We start from the raw sequence: 21,043 nt of genomic DNA, 5'->3' as shown, positions 1-21,043 counted from the left end.
CCGTCGGCAAAGCGATTTCCCAAACCGGGCCCGAGGACGCCCGCAGATGGCTGAACGCGGGGGCCCCGCCATCCGTATGGGAGAGAAACGTCCCCTGATCAGGAGGCACCACCATGACGCAGTCGGCAATCAACGGGCAGGGCACCACCCGCCGCGCCGTCGTCACCGCGGCGGGAGTGGCCGGGCTGGCCGCCACGCTTGCCGCATGCGGCAAGGACGACAGCGGCGATTCGGACAGCGGCAGCGCGGGCAGCGCCCAGGACGCCGGGGGTTCGCAGCCGTCGCAGAGCGCGGAGGGCGGCCAGTCGGCCGGCGGGGACGGCATGGAACTGGCCAAGACCTCCCAGATCCCGGAGGGCGGCGGCATGGTCTTCAAGGACCACAAGGTCGTGGTGACCCAGCCCAAGGCGGGCGAGTTCAAGGCGTTCTCGTCGATCTGTACGCACCAGGGCTGCTCGGTCGGCGATGTGACCGGCGGCACCATCAACTGCCCGTGCCACCAGAGCAAGTTCGACATCACCGACGGCAGCGTGAAGGGCGGACCGGCGCAGAAGCCGCTGCCGGGCGCGCAGATCAAGGTGCAGGGAAGCTCGATCTGGATGGCGTGACGGCCGTCCTCCGCCAGCAGGCGACCACCTCGTCGGCCGTGGTGACGGCGGCCACGAGGGCGAGGGTGTGGCGGACCATCGCCGGGGTGTACGAGGCGGGCACCCCGGCGATCGCGTCCTCGGGCACCACGGCCGTGTAGCCGAGGTTGACGGCGTCGAAGACGGCGGCCGGGATCGCCACATTGGCCGACACGCCGGTGATGACCAGCGTGCGGCAGCCGAGATTGCGCAGCAGCGCGTCCACCTCGGTCCCGGCGATCGGCGAGAGGCCGTGCAGCCGCCGTACGACCAGGTCCTCGGCGGCCACCGGAACCGGTTCGGCGATCTCCACCGCCGCGCTTCCGGTGAGCTGCCGGACCGGCAGCCGCTCGACGGCCCGGAACAGGGGAGCGTTGCGGTTCGCGCCGCGTCCGTCGGCGCGCCGCTCGGCCACCGCGTGCAGCACCTGGACGCCCGTGTCGTGGGCGGCCGCCACCAGCTGGGCGACACGCCCGAGCGCACCGGACTCCTGGGCCACGGTGGCCAGTTCGGGCAGCGCGCTGTCCGGGCCCACCACACCGCGCTGGCATTCGACGGTGAGCAGGGCGCAGCCTTCCGGCCGGAGCAATTCCACCAGGTCTTCGCGGGGGCTCGGGGTCACGGCGCCGGAGAGTAGCGTCCCTTGCGTCATCAAGGAAGAGCCATCATCCTGTGCCGCACATCCAGTTACCGGGAGGTACAGGGTCGGATGACCGTCACCCAGCGGCGGGGACGCCGCATCATGATGGCCCAGGACGAGCTGGACGCCTTCCTCGCCGAACAGCGCACCTGCCGGGTGGCGACCGTGGCCGCGGACGGGCGGCCGCATGTCAGCCCGCTGTGGTTCTGCTGGGACGGCGCCGCCCTGTGGCTGTACTCCCTGACCCGCAGCCGCCGCTGGGCCGAGGTGCGCCGCGATCCGCGGATCGCGGTGGTGGTCGACGACGGGCAGGACTACGGCGAACTGCGCGGGGTGGAGCTCTCCGGCGAGGCGGTCCTGATCGGCGAGGCGCCGCGCACCGGCGTGTCGTGCCCCGAACTCGACACGCCGGAGCGGATGTTCGCGGCGAAGTACTTCGGCCTGGACGCCATGCCGCACGACGGGCGCCACGCATGGCTGCGCCTGGACCCCGAGGCGATCCGCTCCTGGGACTTCCGCAAAATGCCGCAGGGCTGACCCGGCCCCCGGGCGGAGGCTCCGGATCGGCCAGCGGTCAGTCGATGATCTTCTCGCCGACGGACCGCAGCACCTCGACCGCCGCCCGGATCGAGGGCCTGCGATCGGCGTCCGCGCGCCAGATCGCGTAGATGTGCCGCCGCATCGTGGGTTGGCTGACGGGCACCATCCGCACCCCCTTGGGCACCGGGCCGCGGCCCAGCCGGGGCACCACGGCGATGCCCAGCCCGGCGGCGATCAGCGACAGCTGGGTGTGGTGCTCATGCGCGGTGTGCCGGATCCTCGGCTCGATGCCCTTGCCGCGCAGGGTGACCATCAGCCAGTCGTAGCAGAACCCGCCCTTGGGCCAGGAGACCCACTCGTCGTCCACGAAGTCCTCAGGCTCGACCGCGTGCCGGTCGGCGAGGGGGTGGTCGGCGGGCATCGCCACATCCACCGGGTCGTCCAGCAGGGCGGCCTTCACCAGCCCGCCGGGCATCGGCAGCGGCTTGTTGTACCAGTCCAGGACCACGGCCAGATCGATGTCGCCGCGCACCACCGAGGGCACCGACTCATCGGGCTCCATCTCCTGCAGCCGCACATTCAGCTGCGGATGCTCGGTGCGCAGCCGGCCCAGCGCTTCGGGGAAGAGACCGCGGACGGCGGTCGGGAACGCGCCCAGCAGCAGCTCGCCGACGGCATGGCCACGCTGCGCCTCCAGATCCGCCTGGGCCAGCTCCACCTGGGAGAGGATGCGCGCCGCGTGGTCGGAGAGCAGCCGCCCGGCGTCGGTGAGCCGGATCCCGCGCCCGTTCTTGGCGAGCAGTTGCTGACCGGTCTCCCGCTCCAGCTTGGCGAGTTGCTGCGAGACGGCGGAGGTGGTGACGTGCAGCCCCTCGGCGGCGCCGCTCACGGAGCCGTGGCGGGCCACGGCGTGCAAGGTCCGTAGGCGATCCAGGTTCAACAACATGTAAGGAATCCTACGCGATACCGCGAACGAAATCTCGCTTGTCCTAAGAGGTTGTAGCCCACATCGTAAAGGCATGACCTCAGCGACCGCCTCGGCACCCCCTGCCGCCGCCTCCACGGCGGAGACCTCCTCCTCCCCCGCCCGCAGACCGCTCCTCGACTGGCGGATCCGCTTCGGCGTGCTCTCCCTGATCTGGGGTTTCAGCTTTCTCTTCATCAAGGTGGGCAATGAGGCGTTCGCCCCCTTGTATGTCACGCTCGGGCGGATGCTGTTCGGCACCGCCGTGCTGCTCGTGACGGTGGTGGTGCAGCGGGAGCGGCTGCCGCGCGGGGCGCGGGTCTGGGGCCATCTGGCGGTCGCCGCGTTCTTCCTCAACGCGCTGCCGTTCTCGCTGTTCGCCTACGCCGAGCTGACCATCCCCTCCACCCTGGCCGGTATCTGCAACGCCGCCTCGCCGCTGTGGGGGATGCTGCTCGCGGTGGTCGTGGTCTCCGACGACCGGCCGAGCCGTCAGCGTGTCGCGGGTCTCGGGCTCGGCTTCATCGGCGTGTTGATCGTGCTGGGCGCCTGGCAGGGCTTCTCCGGCCAGGACCCACTGGGCACGGTGCTGGCGCTGATCGCCTCGGCCAGCTACGCGGTCGGCTGGCAGTACGTCCGGCGCACGCTGAGCGACACGGGCCACTCCCATCTGTCGATGTCCGGCGGCCAGCTGCTGCTCGGCACGGTGCAACTCGCCCTCGTCGCACCGGTGTTCGCGACGACGCCCACCTCCTTCCCCCTGCTGCCCGTGCTCTCCGTGCTCGCCCTGGGCGCACTGGGCACCGGCGTGGCGTTCCTGGTCCAGTACGGGCTCGTCGACGAGGTCGGCCCGACGACGGCGATGATGGTCACCTACTTCGTCCCGGTGATCGCCACCACCGCGGGCGTGGCGATCCTCGGGGAACACCTCACCTGGAACACACCGGTGGGCGCGGCCGTCGTCCTCATCGGCGCGGCCCTGACCCAGCGGCGCTCCACTGCCCGATAGCCGCCTCCCCGCCCGATAGCCGGTCGGCCGCCTGTTGGCCGATCGGCCTCTGGAGCCGACGCGGAGCGTCGGCGAGTGACGACAACGCCGCAGCTGCGCGTGCCAGAGCCCGCGAGCCCGGCCTGATCCAAACGACAAACGACAGGCCCTAGTCCAGCCGTCCCGAGACCGTCGCCCCCGCCGCCGCGGCCACCGCGGCGGCGACCGTCTCGATCTCGTCGGGGGCCAGCGGCGAGACCGTCAGCCGGATCCCCGGTGGCGAGGCCACGCGGAAGCGTGCCCCGGGGGCGGCGGCCCAGCCCGACGCCAGCAGCCGGGCGACCCCGCCGGTCTCGTCCGGGACCGGCACCCACACATTCATCCCGCTGCGCCCGTGCGCGGCGATCCCCCGCGCCCGCAGCGCCCGCACCAGCGCGGCGCGGCGCGTGTCGTACGACGCCGCCACCGCCGCCGCGTCGACCGCGCCCGTCCGCCACAGCCCGCCGACCGCGTCCTGCAGCAGATGGCTGACCCAGCCCGGCCCCAGCCGCTGGCGGCCGCGCACCCGGTCCAGGGTGACGGAGTCGCCGGTGAGCACCGCGAGCCGCAGATCCGGGCCGTACGCCTTGGCGGTGGAGCGGACCAGCGCCCAGTGGGCTGTGCCCCCGGCCAGGGGGCACAGCGGGAGGTCCACGATGCCGTGCCCGTGGTCGTCCTCGATCAGCAGCACGGAGGGGTGGGCGGCGAGTACGGTGCGCAGCTCGCGGGCGCGGGTCGCGCTCACCACCGCGCCGGTCGGGTTCTGCGCCCGGTCGGTGACCACCAGCGCCCGCGCCCCCTGGGCCAGCGCCTGCTCCACCCGCTCGGGCAGCGGTCCGTCGTCGTCGACCCCGACCGGGACGGCGCGCAGTCCGAGCGCCGGGATCAGGTCGAGCAGACTGCCCCAGCCGGGGTCCTCGACCGCGACCGCGTCACCGGGACGCAGATGCGCGGCCAGTACTCGCTCGATCGCGTCGAGCGCGCCGGAGGTGACGGCGACCGGCCCGGCCGGCACCCCGTCCGCGTCGAGGGCGGCCCGGGCGAGCTCGGCGACCTCGGGGACCACGTCCGGCGCGCCGTACAGCGTGGGGCGCTCCGCCGCCCGGGCCGCGGCCGCCGCGAGCGGCGCGCCGAGCGGGGGCAGCAGCGCGGGGTCGGGGTTGCCGCTCGACAGGTCGCGCGCCCCGGCGGCATCGACGCCGATCCACTCGCGGGGCGTACTGGAGGGGCGGGAGCGCACCCTGCTCCCCCGACGCCCCGCCGTTTCGATCACGCCCCGTTCGCGCAGCACGCGATAGGCGGCCGCGACCGTATTGGGATTCACGCCCAGCCGCTGCGCCAACTCCCGCAAGGGCGGCAGCAGTTGGCCCGGCGGCAGCTCACCGGCGCCGACCGCGCGCTCCACACTGGCCGCGATCTCGGCTGCGCGTCGGCCGACGATCGGATATTCTCCTAGCACAAACGCTATTTTGCACTAATGCAATGGAGGACGCAAATGCCCGCCCCGGACGCCACCGCCGCGACCAACGCGCCCGACAACGCCTACGCACCGACCGACCGCACCGTGCCCACCCGCTCCCGCGAGCGCGCGTCGTACGACCGGGAGATGGTGCACGCGATCCTCGACGAGGGCTACGTCTGCCATCTGGGCTTCATACGCGATGGCGCCCCCGTCGTCCTGCCGACCCTCTACGGCCGGGTCGGGGAGCGGCTGTACCTCCACGGCTCGACCGGCGCGCGCCCCCTGCGCATGGCGGGCGCGCCGGGCGGCGAGGAGCCGGGGCTGCCGGTGTGTCTGACCGTCACCCATGTCGACGGGCTGGTCCTGGCCCGCTCGGCGTTCCACCACTCCATCAACTACCGCTCGGTGGTGGTGCACGGCATCGCCCGCCCGGTGACCGATCCGGCCGAGCGCACCGCGGCCCTGGACGCCCTGGTGGACCATGTGGTGCCGGGCCGCGCCGCCGACTCCCGGCCCGCCAACGCCAAGGAGCTGGCCGCCACCGCCGTGCTCAGCCTCGACCTCGAAGAGGTCTCCGCGAAGATCCGCACCGGCGGGCCCGGCGATGACGCCGAGGATCTGGGGCTCCCCCACTGGAGCGGCGTGGTGCCCGTCGCCCGCGTGTACGGCGCGCCGGAGCCCGCCGAGGACCTCGCGCCCGACACGCCGGTGCCCGGCTACCTCACCCGGCTCTGACCCGACCCGGAGGGCGGCGGGGGTTTCTGGTCACCGGGGACGGGGGCGGTCACCGTCCCGCCGTGTACTCCCGCTCCCCCTCGACCGGCTCCGAGGCCGCCACCGGCTCGGCGGCGGCGGCCTTCGGGGTGGAGGTCTGGGCGATCAGGGCGCCGGCCAGCACCACCACACCGCCGACGACCTGCGCCACGCCCAGGTGCTCATCCAGCAGCACCCACGCCAGAACGGTCGCGATGACCGCCTCCAGACAGGCGAGCACCCCGGCCACCTGCGGTGAGAGGCGGCGCACCGACAGCACTCCGGTGAGATACGCGATCACCGTGGCCACCAGCACGATCCAGGCGAGCAGCACCAGCGCGGGAACGCGGGCGCCCGCCAGGTCGGCGCCGCCGGTGAGAACCGTCCAGTCCATGCCCCAGGGACGGCCGACCACGGTCAGCGCGACGGCTCCGATCAGCAGTCCGTAGGCGATGACGCCGAGCGGATCCGCCGGGTCCTGGCCGTCGCTGCCGTGGTCGGAGAGGACGAAGTAGCCCACCTGGCAGAAGGCCGCGCCGAAGGCGAGCAGCAGGCCGAGGGGGTTGAAGCTCAGCCCGGACCAGACCTCCACCACACACGCGAGCCCGCCGACGGCCAGGACGACGCCGATCGCCGCGGCCCGGCTCACCGGGCGGCGCTGGACGAACCGCACCCACCCCAGCACCAGCGCGGGCGCCAGGTATTCGACGAGCAGCGCGACCCCGACGGGGATCCGGGAGAGCGCCGCGAAGTAGCACGCCTGCACTCCCGCCACGGCCAGCAGACCGAACCCCACCAGCAGGGCGGGGCGGCGGGTCAGCAGCCGGCGATGGCGCCAGGCCAGGGGCAGCAGGATCAGGGCCGCGCCGGTCACCCGCAGCCAGGTGACCTCGAGCGGCGCGAGCCCCGCCTCGATCAGCGGTTTGGCGGCGACACCCGATCCGCCGAACGTGAGCGCCGACACCAGGGCGAGCCCCAGGCCGACCTTCCTTTGCTGTGAGTGGCCTCCGGATACCTGCACCGGGCCATCATGTCAGTTCGGGTCAGCACCGTCATCCCGTTGACTGCTGGCAGGTCTCCACGGCCAGGGCGGTGACCAGCGGTTCGACGGCGACGCCCGCGCGCCGCAGCACCTCCATGGCGCGACACTCCCGGTCGCGGACGAACGCGGCGAGGAGATCCAGGCCACCGGCGCGGGACCGGCCACGGGAGACGGCGCGGCGAACCGCCGTATCGAGGGCGGCCGTCGCGGCGGGCGACCATCCGGCCGGCCCGCTCCCCGCCGACGGCGCCGCCCCCGAGACCTCGACGGTGCCGCTCCACCGGAGCCCGTAGCCGATGACGCGCTGCACCAGATACCCCAGCAGCCGTATCACCTGGGGCGTGCCGCCGGGAAACACCTCCCGTACCTCCGGGTCGGACTCCAGGAGGCCGTGCAGCAGATGGGCGGTGTCTATCTGCGCGTCACCATCGCGTACGGCGCGCCGGCGAGCCCCCGCGATCACGGTGGCCACCACTTCGCTGACCCGGTCCTCGCATCCGGCGTCGTCCGGGCCGGCGGAAAGGGTACGACTTCGCACGCTCTCACCCCATCAGTCCCTCGAGGCCGGAGCATCCTCGCCGGGAAGCATGTGCGCATCCCACCGTGGTTGTGCGCGGATGACCGGTTCTCATCCTCGGGGAGGAGAGGAAGGGAAACACTGGAACTGACGACTCGTCAGTATTGAATGTTCCGGACCCCGGGGCTACGTTGCCCGGCACCGTCGCACCACACACCGCAGGAACCCGCCGAAGGGACTCCCCCATGGCCGAGGTCAGCGCGCAGACACGCATCGAGGCACCGGCCGAGAAGGTCTGGGCCCGGCTGACGGACTTCTCCACCTACGGCGACTGGAACGCCACCCACACCAGCTTTCCGCGGGGCGGTCCGGCCACGTTGGAAGTGGCGGCGACCTACGAGGAGAACATGAAACTGATGGGCTTTCCGGCCGAGGTGACCTGGACCGTCGAGGAATGCGAACCCGCCCGGCTGCTGGCCACCCGGGGCAAGGGCCCGATGGGCGTGAACCTCGCCATGCGCTATTCGCTCACACCGGACGGCGATGCCACGACGGTGCGCGTGGACGGGGAGTTCACGGGGGCGGCGGTCTCCTTGATGGCCGGGAAGCTGAAGGACTCGGCGACCGGCGCGCTCAATGAGTCGCTGCGCAAGCTGAGCGCGCTGGTCGTCTGACGCCGGACAGGCACCGGGTCCCCCGCCCCGCCGCCCCCGTGCGGCCGTACCCCCGTCCGATCGGGCTCAGCTCTCGCCGCCCCGCTCGGTACCACCCTTCTCCTCATCCTGCTCGGCGAGGATGAGATACAGCCGCTTGCGCGACTCATTGATGACGGAGACGGCCTTCTGCCGCTGCTCCGCGCTGCCGGTGCGCCAGACCTGGGAGAACGCCTCCATCAGCCCGAAGCCCGCCTGACGGACCTCCTGCATGGCCTCCCAGTCGATACCGCGCCCGGCCTCCTCCCACGGGGCCGCGGGCCCCGCCTCGGCCTCGGTGCGGCCGGCGTCGGTGAGCGCGAACAGCTTCTTGCCGCCCTCGCTCTCGCTGCCGATCAGCCCCTCGTCCTCGAGCAGCTGAAGCGTGGGATATACCGAGCCGGGGCTGGGCCGCCAGGCTCCCCCACTGCGCTCGGCGATCTCCTGGATCATCTCGTAGCCGTGCATCGGGCGGTCCTTCAGCAGGGCCAGGATCGAGGCGCGCACATCGCCGCGCCGCGCCCGCCCACGCGGCCCGCGGCCACCGGGGCCGCCGCGGCCTCGGCCGCCGAACGGGGGCCCACCGAAGGGCGGGCCGTCGAAACCGGGGCCGAACGGGCCGAATGCCGCGCGCCGCCCCTCACCCTCGCCCCGGCCGCGGTGGCCGGGTCCGCAGTGTTCACGTCCATGTCCATGGGAACGCATCGTGACGCTCCTTTCTATCGTCGATCCATCACGACACGTCAACGATATATCGGAACCGATCGGATGCCAACCCCTTGGCTCGCCGCTTGTGTGAAGCCGGTTGTCGTCCCAGGGCTCGGCTACGGGTTCTTCCTGGCCGCGCCGTTTCCTAGACTCACGGCATGAAGAACAACACGTGCACCCACTGCGGCACCGTCGGCCTGGCGGAAGGTTTCATCGAGGACGCCGGTGAGCACTCGCGCGGGTACGCGCGCTGGATCGAGGGTGCGATGGAGCGGGGACTTTTCGGGGGCGCCAAGCGGATCGGCCGTCCCCGGCGGAAGATAGTGGCGTTCCGCTGCCCTGAGTGCGGGCACCTCGAGCTGTTCGCCGCCGACGAGGGGTAGTCGGCCCTCGCTCCCCGCACCACCGGCCAGGGCCCACACCAAGGGCGCCACGGCTGGGGGATTGGCCATGGCTGCCCCACCGCCCGCCGCCTACGGTCGACGGTATGCGGATACGTATCGTCGACGCCTTCACCGAGCGCCCCTTCGCCGGCAACCCGGCCGGGGTCGTCCTTCTCGACACCGACTCCTTCCCGGACGACGGCCGGCTGCAGCAGGTCGCCGCCGAAGTCAATCTCGCCGAGACCGCCTTCGCCCACCCGCTCCCGCGGGCCGCGGAGGCGGACTGGGCGCTGCGCTGGTTCACCCCGGTCACCGAGGCGCCCATGTGCGGCCATGCCACGCTCGCCACCGCCCATGTCCTGAAGACCACGGGGACAGCGACCGGCACGGTCCGCTTCGCCACCCTCAGCGGGGTCCTGTCGGCGACGGCCGACGACGACGGCTCGATCACGCTGGACTTCCCCACGGCCTCACTGACCGCGCTGCCGGTCTCCCAGAAGACGGCCGAGGTCGCCGGAGCCCTCGGCGCCGATATCGTGTCCGCCCATCACGCCGGCCCCCACATCGACGATCTGCTGATCGAGCTGGCCGACGAGAAGAGCGTGCGCGCCCTGGCCCCCGACCTCGCCGCGCTCCAGCGGATCAGCCACCGGGGCATCATCGTGACCGCGGCCGCCGAGGACCCCACGCGCGGCTACGACTTCGTCTCGCGGATGTTCGCCCCGGCCGTCGGCATCGACGAGGACCCGGTCACCGGCAGCGCACACACCGCGCTCGCGCCCTACTGGTCGGCCCGGTTCGGCCGCGACGAGCTGACCGGGCTGCAGGCGTCCGCGCGCACCGGCCTGGTCCGCACCGCGCTGCGCGGCGACCGTACGCTGCTGACGGGCGGCGCCGTCACCGTCATCGACGGCGAATTGCTGGCCTGATACCCATCGGTCACGGCGGACGGGTGGATCAGGCCGTGGGCAGCCAGTCCACCCGGCCCGCCAGCAGGGCGTATCCGACGAAGGCCACGATGTCGATCAGCGCATGCGCGGCGACCAGCGGCCCGACCCGCCCCCAGCGGCGGTAGAGCAGTACGAAGATCACGCCCATCGCCAGGTTGCCGAAGAAGCCGCCGATCCCCTGGTAGAGGTGGTACGAACCGCGCAGCACCGAGCTGGCCAGCAGGGCGGCCATCGGGGTCCAGCCCAACTGCCCGAGCCTGCGCAGCAGATAGCCCACCACGATCACCTCCTCCAGCACCGCGTTCTGCACGGCGGAGGCGATGAGTACGGGGATCTTCCACCACACATCGGGCAGCGACTCGGGCACCACCGTCAGATTGCCCCCGGCCGCCCGCGCCCCCAGATACAGCAGCAGCCCGGTGCCGCCGATCGCGGCCGCGACCGCGGCGCCCCACGCCAGGTCGAACCGCGGCCGGTCGCGGTCGAAGCCGATCGCCCGCAGTCCGGCGCCCTCGCGCAGCAGCAGATGGGCCACGAGCACGACCGGCACCAGCGCGGTCGAGATGCCGAACAGCTGCCAGGCGAGATCCAGCCAGGGCCGCCCCGGCGCGGCGGAGGAGTTGAGATTGGCCGCCTGGTCCTTGAGCCCGCCCGGTTTGGTCACCGAGCCGATAAAGCTGATCAGTGCGGAGAGCCCGCTCGCGCCGAGGGACAGCGCCAGCACGAGCAGCGTCTCAGTGCCCAGCATCCGCCGCGAGAGCCTGTCCTCGACCGGGGCATCCGCGTCCCGCGCCTGTGACCGCACTCCTGTCCCCACTTCCGCTTGTCCGCCTCATCGGGTGCCTCCGCCCCGCTCACCGGACAATACGGTGTCATGGTCGCCGGTGTGGGCGTCACCCGGAGAGATCGGTGGGCCAGGTGTGCACCGGCGCGTCGGTCCGCATCAGGGCGCAGTAGCGGCGGGTCATGGCCGCGAGCGCGGCGTCCCGGTCCAGCCCCCCGGCCAGCGCGCGGTGGTAGGTGGCCGTCTGCCAGGACGCGCCGTTGACCCGCAGCTTGCAGCGCTCCTCGATCACGCCGAGGTAGCGGTCGCGGTCGGCGGGCTCCACGCCCCAGGAGTCGAGGCCGGACGCGGCGAGCGGCAGCAGCTCCTCGCGGACCAGCCGGACGGCGGAGGTGCGGGCCAGGGAGGCCGACCGGCCGGATTTGGGCCACTGCAGGACCGCGTCGATGCCGTGCCGGCAGGCCGCGTCGAAGTTGGCGGCGGCGGCCGCGAAGGGCAGCCGGCTCCACACCGGGCGGGACTCCTCGGCGAGCGCCCTGACCAGTCCGTAGTAGAAGGCGGCGTTGGCGATGACATCGGTGACGGTGGGCCCCGCCGGGAGCACGCGGTTCTCCACGCGCAGATGCGGAACACCGTCCACGACGTCGTAGACGGGCCGGTTCCAGCGGTAGATCGTGCCATTGTGCAGCGCCAGCTCCTGGAGCTCGGGCACCCCGCCCTCGTCCAGCACCCGCAGCGGGTCCTCGTCCTCGCCGGTGGAGAGCAGAGGCGGGAAATAACGCAGGTTCTCCTCGAACAGCTCGTAGGCGGAACCGATCCAGCGCTCGCCGAACCAGGTGCGCGGGCGCGCCCCCTGGGCGGCGATCTCCGGCGGACGCACATCGGTGGCCTGCAGGAACAGCGGCGGCCGGGATTCGCGCCATGCCTCATGGCCGAAGACGAAGGGGGAGTTGGCGCCGATCGCGATCTGTACGGCGGCCACCGCCTGCGCCGCGTTCCACGCGTCCGCGAAGCGCGCCGGGGTGACCTGGAGATGGAGCTGGACGGAGGTGCAGGCCGCCTCGGGGGCGATCGAGGCGCTGGCGTAGGTGAACCGCTCACGGCCCTCGATGTCGATGAGGAAATCCTCGCCGCGGGCGGCCAGCATCTGCTCGTTGAGGAGTTTGTAACGGTCGTCATAGGAGAGGCTCGTGGATCCCAGATCGTCCGCGGCGAGGGTCGGCAGAATTCCGATCATCACGATCTCGGACGACACTTCCCGCGCCTTGCGATCGGCATATGACAAACCGGTTCGGAGCTCTTCCGAGAGCTGATCGAGAACACGTCCGCGCAAACGGTGGGGCACGATGTTTACTTCAAGGTTGCACTGCCCGAGTTCGGTCTGGAAATCATGACTCCCGATGCGCTCCAGAACCTCCGCGTTCATCATCCTCGGCAGTCCGTCGGCCCCGGCGAGATTCAGCTCGATCTCCAGCCCCATCAGATTCTTCGGGCGGTCGAATCGCTTGTCGGCCAGGAGCCGGCCAAGCCCGTCGAGGCACTGCCGCAACCGGACGCGCTGCCGTCGCCGGCCGGACGGGTCGAACTCACCGGCTATGAGCTTGTCCCCCATCGAAGCGTCCCTCCTCGAGTGGATCATCGGTGCCAGCCGTCTGCACACCACGCTCGATGATGCCCACCAATGTGATCGATAACGCCCCGCGATCCCCACCCAGCCGGTAGGCTCTCTGGAACTGTTCATTGCGCCGGAACAATGGACCGGCGAGTTCCAGCCTACCGCGCCGGCCTCAAAATGCCAGGTCATATCCGTTCATCTGGCATGGAATCGGGGAAAATCCCCGCCTTCTCGGGGTCTGGATAACGTCTTGTCGGCAATGCGGGCAGCGGCTAGATGAAACACAACGGGAACATGTGTCGTATAAACTCGGCTAACGAGGCAGAGAGATAAGGCCCGAACGGTCTGTTCCGGTTCCCCTCTGACCCGTGTTCCACCGACAGCGCCGCCCAAACCCGGCCCGCTATCGCTTCACCGTGTCTCCAAGCGAGAGGCGACCCACCATGCCGCTGCATGTGCCCCAGGCCCCCGCGCCCGCCCTGCGCAGCGTCCTCACGGCCCTTGATTCCCCCACCGCCGTCCGCGAGGCCCGCACCCCGGTACTCTCCACGCTCACCGGCCCCTTCGAACCCGAACTTCCGCTCCCCGTCCATGTCCTGGACGACATCACCACCGCCGATGCCCCGCCACGCACCCGGCTCACCGGCTGGCGCTTCCTGATCCGCGACGGCAACCGCACGGTGGCCGCCGCCGAGGCGATGCTCACAGCCGACGGCTGGGCCTTCTCACACTTCTCCGAGGGCCCCTATGTCAGCTCGGCCGAACTCGCCCTGAGCCAGGCCGAGTCGCTGCCCTCGGCGTACCAACCGCGGCTGCTGTCCATCCCCGAGCTCTACATGGTCACGCTCTGGCTGCACGGCGACCTCGCGGCGGACGGCGCCGAAGGCGGCCTCGGCGCGGGGGACCTGTTGGTACCGCTCGCCCCGGCCCCACCGGGGATCGCACCCCACCGGGCGCATCGCGCAACGGATCTGCTGCCGCTCCTCACCCACCGGCTCACCCGGGCCCCCTTGCTTGGCTCACCCGCCTGACCTGGGCCTCCGTCAGGTTGGGAGCGCCCCGTGACCGCCGGGTCACGGGGCGCTCCGCAGCATCCTCGTAACAGTCCGGCGGCGATGAACCGTCCGGACGGGTGATGCGTCATTATCTAGCGAGACCGGTACCGCGAAATCCCTGCGGATTCCAGGCCGTAGGGCAACACTGGAGCAATCGACCGACTCAAACCACGGGGGGCGGCATGAACGCCGCAGCGAGCCGCAGGACCTTCACCACTCCGCAGCGAAAGAACCCTGTCATGTGCCAGCATCAACCACCCTGCCCGTCAGCCGACTCCGCCGACCGGGAGGCCGCCCATCTGGTGGCGCACCACCCGGAGCAGGGATGGAGCCTGCTGTGCAACGGCGTCCTGCTCTTCGAGGACACCGGTGAGCTGCTGCCGGACGGGCGCGTCATCGCACCCTGCCGGCCGCGGGGTTCCGAGCACATCGTCACCGCGGCCTGACGGCCGCCCACACCGTCACCACGGCCTGACCCGCCGTCGACGGCACGTACCCGCAGGGGCCGGCCCGGCGTATCCGCCGCACCGGCCCCATTGACGCGTCTGCGAGTCTCCGAATTCCGAGGGCTGGTCCTCAGCCCTCGTAGGACTCCAGCGGCGGGCAGGAGCAGACGAGGTTACGGTCTCCGTAGGCCCCGTCGATCCGCCGCACCGGCGGCCAGTACTTGTCGGCCGCCGAGACCCCGGCCGGGAAGACCGCTTCCTCCCGGGAGTACGGGTGGTCCCACTCCCCGGTCAGCGACGCCGCCGTATGCGGGGCGTTCCGGAGCGGGTTGTCCTCCTTGGCCCACTCGCCGGAGCCGACCTTCTCGATCTCGGCCCGGATGGCGATCATCGCCTGGCAGAACCGGTCCAGCTCCGCCAGGTCCTCGCTCTCGGTCGGCTCGATCATCAGCGTCCCGGCGACGGGGAACGACATCGTCGGCGCGTGGAAGCCGTAGTCGATCAGGCGCTTGGCCACATCGTCGACCGTCACGCCGGTGGCCTTCGTCAGCGGCCGCAGATCCACGATGCACTCATGGGCCACCAGGCCGCCGGGGCCGGTGTAGAGCACCGGGTAGTGCGGCTCGAGACGCTTGGCAACGTAGTTGGCGCCGAGCACCGCGACCTGGGTCGCGCGGCGCAGCCCCTCGGCGCCCATCAGCCGGATGTACGCCCAGGAGATCGGCAGGATCCCCGCGGAGCCCCACGGCGCGGCCGAGACCGGGCCGACGCCGGTGGCCGGCCCTGCGGCGGGCTGCAGCGGATGGTTGGGGAGGTAGGGCGCCAGGTGCTCGCGCACCGCGACCGGACCGACGCCGGGGCCGCCACCGCCGTGCGGGATGCAGAAGGTCTTGTGCAGGTTCAGATGCGAGACATCGCCGCCGAACCGGCCCGGCTCGGCGAGCCCGACCAGCGCGTTGAGGTTGGCGCCGTCCACGTAGACCTGGCCGCCCGCATCGTGCACGGCCGCGCAGATCTCGGTGATGTGCCCCTCGAACACACCGTGGGTGGAGGGGTAGGTGACCATCAGCACGGCCAGTTCGGCACCATGCTTCTCGATCTTGGCGCGCAGGTCGCCGGTGTCGATCTCGCCGTCCTCACCGGTCTTGACCACGACGACCTTCATGCCGGCCATCACGGCGCTGGCGGCGTTGGTGCCGTGCGCGGAGGACGGGATCAGGCAGACGGTGCGCTGGGTGTCCCCGTTGGCGCGGTGATAGGCGCGCACCGCGAGCAGCCCGGCGAGCTCGCCCTGGGATCCGGCGTTCGGCTGCAGGGAGACCTTGTCATAGCCGGTGACCTCGGCCAGCCGCTCCTCCAGCTCACGGATCAGGGTCAGATAGCCCTGGGCCTGCTCGGCCGGTGCGAAGGGGTGCAGCGCGCCGAACTCGGGCCAGGTGACCGGCTCCATCTCGGTGGTCGCGTTGAGCTTCATGGTGCAGGAGCCGAGCGGGATCATGCCCCGGTCCAGGGCGTAGTCCCGGTCGGCCAGCCGCCGCAGATAGCGCAGCATCGCCGTCTCGGAGCGGTGCTGGTGGAAGACCGGGTGGGCCAGATAGCCGTCGTGGCGCAGCAGGGCCGCGGGCAGCGCGTCCGGCGCCGCGGCGTCCAGCTCGTCGATGCCGGGGATCCCGGTGGCGTCGCCGTTTCCGCCGTCCACCCCGAAGGCGGACCACACGGCGGCGAGCTGCGCACGGGCGGTGGTCTCGTCGCAGGCGATGCCGACGTGGTCGGCGTCGGTCAGCCGGAGGTTGACCCCGGCCTCCCGGCCCGCGGCGACGACCTCGGCGGCCCGGCCCGGCACCCGCGCGGTGAGGGTGTCGAAGAACGCGCCGTGCACCACCTCGACACCGCCGGCCCGCAGCCCCTCGGCGAGCACCGAGGCGTAGCGGTGAGTACGGCGAGCGATCGCGGCGAGCCCGTCCGGGCCGTGGTAGACGGCGTACATCCCGGCCATCACGGCCAGCAGCACCTGAGCGGTGCAGATGTTGCTGGTGGCCTTCTCCCGGCGGATGTGCTGCTCACGGGTCTGCAGCGCCAGCCGGTACGCCTTGTCGCCGTCGGCGTCCACGGAGACCCCGACCAGCCGGCCGGGAAGGTTGCGGGCGTAGGCGTCGCGCACCGACATGAACCCGGCGTGCGGTCCGCCGAAGCCCATCGGGACGCCGAATCGCTGGCTGTTGCCCACCGCGATGTCCGCGCCCAGTTCGCCGGGCGAGGTGAGCAGGGTGAGCGCGAGCAGATCGGCGGCGACGGTGACGACGGCGCCCAGCTCATGGGCGCGCTCGATGACCGGCCGCGGATCGCGCACCACGCCGGAGGCGCCCGGGTACTGCAGCAGTACGCCGAAGACCCCGCGCTCGGCGATCTCGTCCGGAATGCCCTCGGTCAGATCGGCGACGACGACCTCGACACCGGTCGGCTCGGCGCGGGTCCGCAGGACCGCGACGGTCTGCGGCAGACACTCGGCGTCGACCAGGAAGACGCCCTCCTTGACCTTGCCGACGCGCCGCGACAGCGCCATCGCCTCGGCGGCCGCGGTGGCCTCGTCCAGCAGCGAGGAACCGGCCGTGGGCAGCCCGGTCAGATCGGCGACCACGGTCTGGAAGTTGAGCAGGGCCTCGAGCCGGCCTTGGGAGATCTCCGGCTGGTAGGGCGTGTACGCGGTGTACCAGGCGGGGTTCTCCAGCACATTGCGCAGGATCACCGGCGGGGTGTGGGTGCCGTAGTAGCCGAGACCGATCATCGACGGCAGCACCTGGTTGCGGTCGGCGAGCCCGCGCAGCTCGGCGATGACCTCCGGCTCGCTGCGGGCCGGGGGCAGCGCATCCAGCGCCTCGGTGCTCTTTATGACCTCCGGTACGGCGGCCTCGGTGAGCTCGTCCAGCGAGCCGAAGCCGACGTGGGCGAGCATCTTGGCCTGCGCCTCGCCGTCGGGGCCGATATGGCGCTGCTCGAACGGAGTACCGCGTTCCAAGTCGGAGAGTGCGATGCGATTGGCGGTCATCTGCGGGGGCCTCCTGGTCTGTAACGACCGGCGAGGGGCACCGCGGCGCGGGTGCCCGGACGGCCTCCCCCTCTGTCATCTCAACCTGAGAGCTTCACCGGTCCACATACCGCCTGACCGGTTTTCACCGTCGGTGAGGAGGGGTTCCGGGGCTCTGCTCGCCCGTGGCCCGCCCTGCTTTCCAGAGTGACCTCACCCGCACGGTACGTGTGCCTGAGAGATTCCGGGGAGGGTTTGCTCCTTCGGCGCCTCCGACAGCGTCGGCGGAGGACTCTCCCGCACGGGGTTTACAGCCACAGTCAGCGTACCAGCGGTTCTACCGTGGGGGACGGTCGCCGGCGTTCGAGTGGCCGAGCACGGCGATGTGCCTTTTTGTAGGTATCAATGGCCACTTGCCACCTGTGGGAGAGAGCGTGCAGACCGATATCGACCCGCGGACCCTGATCGGCCGCAAGGCATTCGACCGCGAGGGCTCCAAGATCGGCACCGTGGACGAGGTCTATCTCGACGACGCGACCGGCGAGCCCGAATGGGCGGCCGTACGCACCGGGCTGTTCAGCCGGGACGTCTTCGTGCCGCTCGAACCGAGCGAGGTCGTCGGCGACACCCTGCGGGTGCCGTACGACCGAACACTGATCAAGGACGCCCCGGACTTCGGCGTCGGCCGCCACCTCTCCCCCGAGCAGGAGCTGCAGCTCTACCACCACTACGGGCTGGACGTCACGGGCTGACCTTGGGCCTGGGGCCGACCCTGCTCGTGGCCTGGGGCGGCCTGTTTGTGTCCCGGGGCCTGCTCGCGGCACGGGGCCTGGTCGCGGCTTGGGCCGTGGCCCTGCATGTCACCTGGGCTCTGGCCCTGCTCGTGGCTCAGGACCTGCCCCCGCTCGGGTCCGCCGCCGAATCCCGGGGCCAGATCATCAGCGCCCTCGGCCAGGCCGTCCGGCCCCGCGGCCAGGTCATACGCGCCCGGGGCCAGGCCCTCCGGTCCCGGGGCCCGCTCGCGGCACGGGCCGTGGCCCTGCATATGGCCTGGGGTCCGCTCCCGCTCGGGTCCGCCATCCGGGCTCGGGGCCAGTCCATCCGGTCCACCCGGTCCCGGGGCCAGGTCACCCTCGGTCTGCTCTTGGCCCGGGGCTATGCGCTCCCCCACGTTCAGGCCCGTGGTTCCCTCCCGGCCCGTGGTCCCGTCCGGGGCCAGGTCCGAAGCCGCCTCCGGGGCCACGTCGAAGCACGGACCCGCGGCGTCCTCCGGGATCGGGCCGGCAGCCTCCTCCGAGACCGGGTCCGCGACCTCCTCCCGGGCCACGTCAGCGCGCAGGCACGCGGCGTCCTCCGAGACCAGGTCCACAGCCTCTCCCGGGATCGAGTCCGGGTCCGGGGCCGCCTCCCGGGCCACGTCCGGGCCCGGGCTCGCGGCGCCCTCCGGGACCGGGCCCGCAACCTCCTCCACGGTCGGGTTCGCGTCCGGGTCCGGACCCACGGCCGGGTCCGGGGCCAGATCCGCGTCCGGGCCCGGGTCCGCGCCGACGTCCGGGTCCGGGTCCACGTCGGGAGCCGCGTCCGCGTCCAGGGTCGCGGCCTCCCCCGGGATCGCGTCCAGGCCCGGAGCCGCATCCGCGTCCGGTCGCAGCAGGGGCAGCGGTTCGGTCGGCTCCAGCGCCGGGTCGTCCACCGCGAACGTCCGCACCCGCCCCGGCCGCGACCACGGCTCCTCGAAGCGCACGGTCACCCGGCCCACCCCGCTCCCCTGCACCCAGCCAGCCCCGTACTCGGCGTGCCGCACATCGGAGCCCGGCAGCCAGTGGCGCGGCTTCTCAGCGTCCCCAGAAGCCTCTCCCGCGCCCTCTCCCACACGATCCGGCCCCTCGGGCCCCGGCACGCGCCGGGCGTCCCCCAGGGCCTCATGGGCCGCCTGCGCGGCCTGCGCGGCCTGCGCGGCCTGCGCGAAGAGATCCTCCTGGGTGTAGTCCGCCAGACCGCTGACCCCGACCCCCAACAGCCGCACACCCGCCGTGGTGTCCACGCCGTCGATCAGCCGCGCCGCGGCCTCCCGCACCACCCCCGGATCGTCGGTCGGCCCGCGCAGGGTCTCCGAACGGGTCAACGTGGAGAAGTCGTACCGCCGCACCTTGATCACGACCGTCCGCCCCGAGCGGCCCGCCTCGCGCAGCCGCCGCACACAGCGGTCGGCGAGCCGTGCGATCTCCAGCTGCACCCGGGTGCGGTCGGTGAGGTCGACGTCGAAGGTGTCCTCCACCGAGATGGACTTGGCGTCCCGCTCGGCGACGACGGGCCGCTCGTCCCGGCCCTCGGCCATCAGGAACAGCGACGCTCCGTGGGCCCGGCCCAGCAGCCGCACCAACTCGGCCTCGCCCGCCTCCCGCGTCTCGGCCACGGTGTGGATCCCGGCCCGGCGCAGCGTCTCCGCCGTGGCGGGGCCGACGCCCGGGAGCGTCCGCACCGACATGGGGCCGAGCAGCTCGCGCTCCGTCCCCGGGTCGATGACCACCATGCCGTCGGGCTTGGCCTGCTCCGAAGCGATCTTGGCGAGCATCTTGGATCCGGCGAGCCCCACCGAGCCGGTCAGCCCGGTGGCCGCCTTGATGTCGGCCCGCAGCCGCTCCCCCACGGCGCGCGCCGCCCCCACGGTGGGCTCGGTGCCGCCCGCCTCCAGATCGACGAACGCCTCGTCCAGACTGAGCGGCTCCACCAGCGGCGAGAGCGTGTGCAGCAGGGTCATGACCGCGTCGCTCACCGTGCGGTAGAGGGTGAAGCGGGGGATGAGGAACGCCGCGTTCGGACACAGGCGGCGGGCCTGGGCCATCGCCATGGCCGAGTGCACCCCGAACACCCGGGCCTCGTAGGAGGCCGTGGCGACCACGCCACGCGGCCCCAGACCCCCGACGATCACCGGCTTACCGCGCAGGCTGGGCTTGGATGCCTGCTCCGCCGAGGCGTAGAAGGCATCCATGTCCAGATGGAGAATCGTCGGCGCACCCCTCACACCTACGATGCTGCCGCACCCCACTGACAATGGGCGGCACGACGGCCCGGAGGCGGGCCCGGGGCGCCGCTCGGCTCACGTCCGGGGCGGCGCCTGGCGAACGGCGCCCGACGAAAGGACGAGCGCTCAACCGGCCCGGTTACGACGCGCCGCGAGCTCATCGGTGGGGTTGTGCCGGATCAGCGTCTCACCCGTGTCCACCCGCTCGCCGTGCAGCTGGGACAGCGCCCTCTCGACATCCCGCCAGACGACGCCCACGGCGATCCCGAAGACACCCTGACCGCCCTGGAGGAGGTCCACGACCTCATCGGGCGAGGTGCACTCGTAGACGGTCGCGCCGTCGCTCATCAGCGTCATCTGGGCCAGGTCGTCGAGCTCCCGGGCACGCAGATGGGTCACCGCAGCCCGGATGTTCTGCAGCGATACGCCGGTGTCCAGCAGCCGCTTCACAATCTTGAGGACGACCACGTCCCGGAAGCTGTAGAGCCGCTGGCTGCCCGAGCCGTACGCGGGCCGGACGCTCGGCTCCACCAGGCCCGTCCGGGCCCAGTAGTCGAGCTGGCGGTAGGTGATGCCCGCGGCCGCGCATGCGGTGGGTCCGCGGTACCCGACCCGCTCCGTCTCCCCCGCGGCGGGCTCACGCGGCGGTGCTGCCTGTGCCGCGACCCGAGCCTTCAAAGCCGGATCGGCCGGTGCGCTCCCCTGGAGCGTATACGGACCGCCGGCTGCCGTGCCGTCGCCGGTGCTTCTCACGCCGACCTCCGTCCTCGACCTGCCATCTTGAAGGTA

General features: G+C 72.0%; 21 protein-coding genes and 2 riboswitches. Of the genes, 10 read left to right on the top strand and 11 right to left on the bottom strand.

All coding sequences use genetic code 11. From position 1 onward, the window contains the following. The first annotated feature begins 113 nt into the window (after positions 1-113). On the top strand, positions 114-608 hold the full coding sequence (locus BLV72_RS41540; RefSeq protein WP_093468954.1) for a Rieske (2Fe-2S) protein: 495 nt from the start codon (positions 114-116) through the stop codon (positions 606-608). Here BLV72_RS41540 and BLV72_RS41535 read toward each other — a convergent pair. Continuing rightward, entirely contained in the window at positions 574-1,278 is a 705-nt protein-coding gene (locus tag BLV72_RS41535; RefSeq protein ID WP_093468953.1) for a cysteine hydrolase family protein, read from the bottom strand. The two genes, BLV72_RS41540 and BLV72_RS41535, sit on opposite strands and share 35 nt — an antisense overlap. A 57-nt stretch (positions 1,279-1,335) precedes the next feature. Here BLV72_RS41535 and BLV72_RS41530 point away from each other — a divergent pair, with 57 nt between their 5' ends. Next, positions 1,336-1,803, top strand: a complete 468-nt coding sequence (locus BLV72_RS41530) for a pyridoxamine 5'-phosphate oxidase family protein (protein ID WP_093468951.1) — start codon at positions 1,336-1,338, stop codon at positions 1,801-1,803. A 37-nt stretch (positions 1,804-1,840) separates the two neighbouring features. On the opposite strand, the gene BLV72_RS41525 is transcribed toward BLV72_RS41530, so the two are convergent. Beyond that, positions 1,841-2,749, bottom strand: coding sequence for a LysR family transcriptional regulator (locus tag BLV72_RS41525; RefSeq protein WP_093470838.1), 909 nt, complete (start codon positions 2,747-2,749; stop codon positions 1,841-1,843). Positions 2,750-2,825: 76 nt separating this feature from the next. On the opposite strand from BLV72_RS41525, the gene BLV72_RS41520 reads away from it, so the two are divergent. Next, positions 2,826-3,779: a DMT family transporter gene (locus BLV72_RS41520; protein ID WP_093468950.1), complete on the top strand. Its 954-nt coding sequence runs from the start codon at positions 2,826-2,828 to the stop codon at positions 3,777-3,779. 148 nt (positions 3,780-3,927) lie between these two features. Here BLV72_RS41520 and BLV72_RS41515 read toward each other — a convergent pair whose 3' ends face one another. Further along, a complete protein-coding gene (locus tag BLV72_RS41515; protein ID WP_093468948.1) occupies positions 3,928-5,256 on the bottom strand; it encodes an aminotransferase class I/II-fold pyridoxal phosphate-dependent enzyme in 1,329 nt (442 codons plus the stop codon). Between the two features lie 36 nt (positions 5,257-5,292). Between BLV72_RS41515 and BLV72_RS41510 the strand changes: the two genes are divergently transcribed. Continuing rightward, on the top strand, positions 5,293-5,994 hold the full coding sequence (locus BLV72_RS41510; RefSeq protein ID WP_093468946.1) for a pyridoxamine 5'-phosphate oxidase family protein: 702 nt from the start codon (positions 5,293-5,295) through the stop codon (positions 5,992-5,994). 49 nt (positions 5,995-6,043) lie between these two features. Here BLV72_RS41510 and BLV72_RS41505 read toward each other — a convergent pair whose 3' ends face one another. After that, positions 6,044-7,033: an EamA family transporter gene (locus tag BLV72_RS41505; protein ID WP_093468945.1), complete on the bottom strand. Its 990-nt coding sequence runs from the start codon at positions 7,031-7,033 to the stop codon at positions 6,044-6,046. A 31-nt stretch (positions 7,034-7,064) separates the two neighbouring features. Beyond that, positions 7,065-7,592: a Clp protease N-terminal domain-containing protein gene (locus tag BLV72_RS41500; protein WP_093468943.1), complete on the bottom strand. Its 528-nt coding sequence runs from the start codon at positions 7,590-7,592 to the stop codon at positions 7,065-7,067. A 224-nt stretch (positions 7,593-7,816) separates the two neighbouring features. On the opposite strand from BLV72_RS41500, the gene BLV72_RS41495 reads away from it, so the two are divergent. Next, a complete protein-coding gene (locus BLV72_RS41495) occupies positions 7,817-8,245 on the top strand; it encodes a type II toxin-antitoxin system Rv0910 family toxin (protein ID WP_093468942.1) in 429 nt (142 codons plus the stop codon). 66 nt (positions 8,246-8,311) lie between these two features. Here the strand turns inward: BLV72_RS41495 and BLV72_RS41490 are convergent, their stop codons facing one another. Continuing rightward, positions 8,312-8,968, bottom strand: a complete 657-nt coding sequence (locus BLV72_RS41490; RefSeq protein ID WP_093468940.1) for a PadR family transcriptional regulator — start codon at positions 8,966-8,968, stop codon at positions 8,312-8,314. A 161-nt stretch (positions 8,969-9,129) separates the two neighbouring features. On the opposite strand from BLV72_RS41490, the gene BLV72_RS41485 reads away from it, so the two are divergent. Next, positions 9,130-9,354, top strand: a complete 225-nt coding sequence (locus tag BLV72_RS41485; protein ID WP_093468939.1) for a hypothetical protein — start codon at positions 9,130-9,132, stop codon at positions 9,352-9,354. Between the two features lie 104 nt (positions 9,355-9,458). Continuing rightward, the gene (locus BLV72_RS41480) at positions 9,459-10,283 is read left to right on the top strand and encodes a PhzF family phenazine biosynthesis protein (protein ID WP_093468937.1); all 825 of its coding nucleotides are present in this window, start codon (positions 9,459-9,461) and stop codon (positions 10,281-10,283) included. A gap of 28 nt (positions 10,284-10,311) precedes the next feature. Here BLV72_RS41480 and BLV72_RS41475 read toward each other — a convergent pair whose 3' ends face one another. Beyond that, positions 10,312-11,052 (bottom strand): CPBP family intramembrane glutamic endopeptidase, encoded by a 741-nt coding sequence (locus BLV72_RS41475; RefSeq protein WP_244321264.1) that lies wholly within the window; start codon positions 11,050-11,052, stop codon positions 10,312-10,314. Positions 11,053-11,197: 145 nt separating this feature from the next. After that, on the bottom strand, positions 11,198-12,700 hold the full coding sequence (locus BLV72_RS41470; protein ID WP_093468935.1) for a glutamate-cysteine ligase family protein: 1,503 nt from the start codon (positions 12,698-12,700) through the stop codon (positions 11,198-11,200). Between the two features lie 446 nt (positions 12,701-13,146). On the opposite strand from BLV72_RS41470, the gene BLV72_RS41465 reads away from it, so the two are divergent. Beyond that, entirely contained in the window at positions 13,147-13,734 is a 588-nt protein-coding gene (locus BLV72_RS41465) for a hypothetical protein (RefSeq protein WP_093468933.1), read from the top strand. 263 nt (positions 13,735-13,997) lie between these two features. Continuing rightward, positions 13,998-14,204 (top strand): DUF5999 family protein, encoded by a 207-nt coding sequence (locus BLV72_RS41460; RefSeq protein WP_043236576.1) that lies wholly within the window; start codon positions 13,998-14,000, stop codon positions 14,202-14,204. A 130-nt stretch (positions 14,205-14,334) separates the two neighbouring features. On the opposite strand, the gene gcvP is transcribed toward BLV72_RS41460, so the two are convergent. Next, on the bottom strand, positions 14,335-17,250 hold the full coding sequence (gcvP, locus tag BLV72_RS41455) for an aminomethyl-transferring glycine dehydrogenase (protein ID WP_093468932.1): 2,916 nt from the start codon (positions 17,248-17,250) through the stop codon (positions 14,335-14,337). Between the two features lie 65 nt (positions 17,251-17,315). Further along, a riboswitch (glycine riboswitch) is annotated at positions 17,316-17,440 on the bottom strand. Position 17,441: 1 nt separating this feature from the next. Next, positions 17,442-17,539, bottom strand: a riboswitch (glycine riboswitch). 124 nt (positions 17,540-17,663) lie between these two features. On the opposite strand from gcvP, the gene BLV72_RS41450 reads away from it, so the two are divergent. Next, the gene (locus tag BLV72_RS41450) at positions 17,664-17,981 is read left to right on the top strand and encodes a PRC-barrel domain-containing protein (RefSeq protein ID WP_059143931.1); all 318 of its coding nucleotides are present in this window, start codon (positions 17,664-17,666) and stop codon (positions 17,979-17,981) included. On the opposite strand, the gene BLV72_RS52270 is transcribed toward BLV72_RS41450, so the two are convergent. Further along, positions 17,957-20,254 carry a DNA polymerase IV gene (locus BLV72_RS52270; protein WP_425288484.1) on the bottom strand — a complete coding sequence of 766 codons (2,298 nt, stop codon included), beginning with the start codon at positions 20,252-20,254 and terminating at the stop codon, positions 17,957-17,959. The genes BLV72_RS41450 and BLV72_RS52270 overlap by 25 nt on opposite strands. Before the next feature lie 126 nt (positions 20,255-20,380). Then, complete coding sequence (locus BLV72_RS41440; protein WP_093468929.1) at positions 20,381-21,007, bottom strand: MerR family transcriptional regulator; 627 nt, start codon at positions 21,005-21,007, stop codon at positions 20,381-20,383. Positions 21,008-21,043 lie beyond the last annotated feature (36 nt).

Origin of the sequence: Streptomyces melanosporofaciens, from assembly GCF_900105695.1 — a bacterium.
GTDB lineage: Bacteria > Actinomycetota > Actinomycetes > Streptomycetales > Streptomycetaceae > Streptomyces > Streptomyces antimycoticus.
This window is presented reverse-complemented; position numbering and strand designations above follow the sequence as displayed.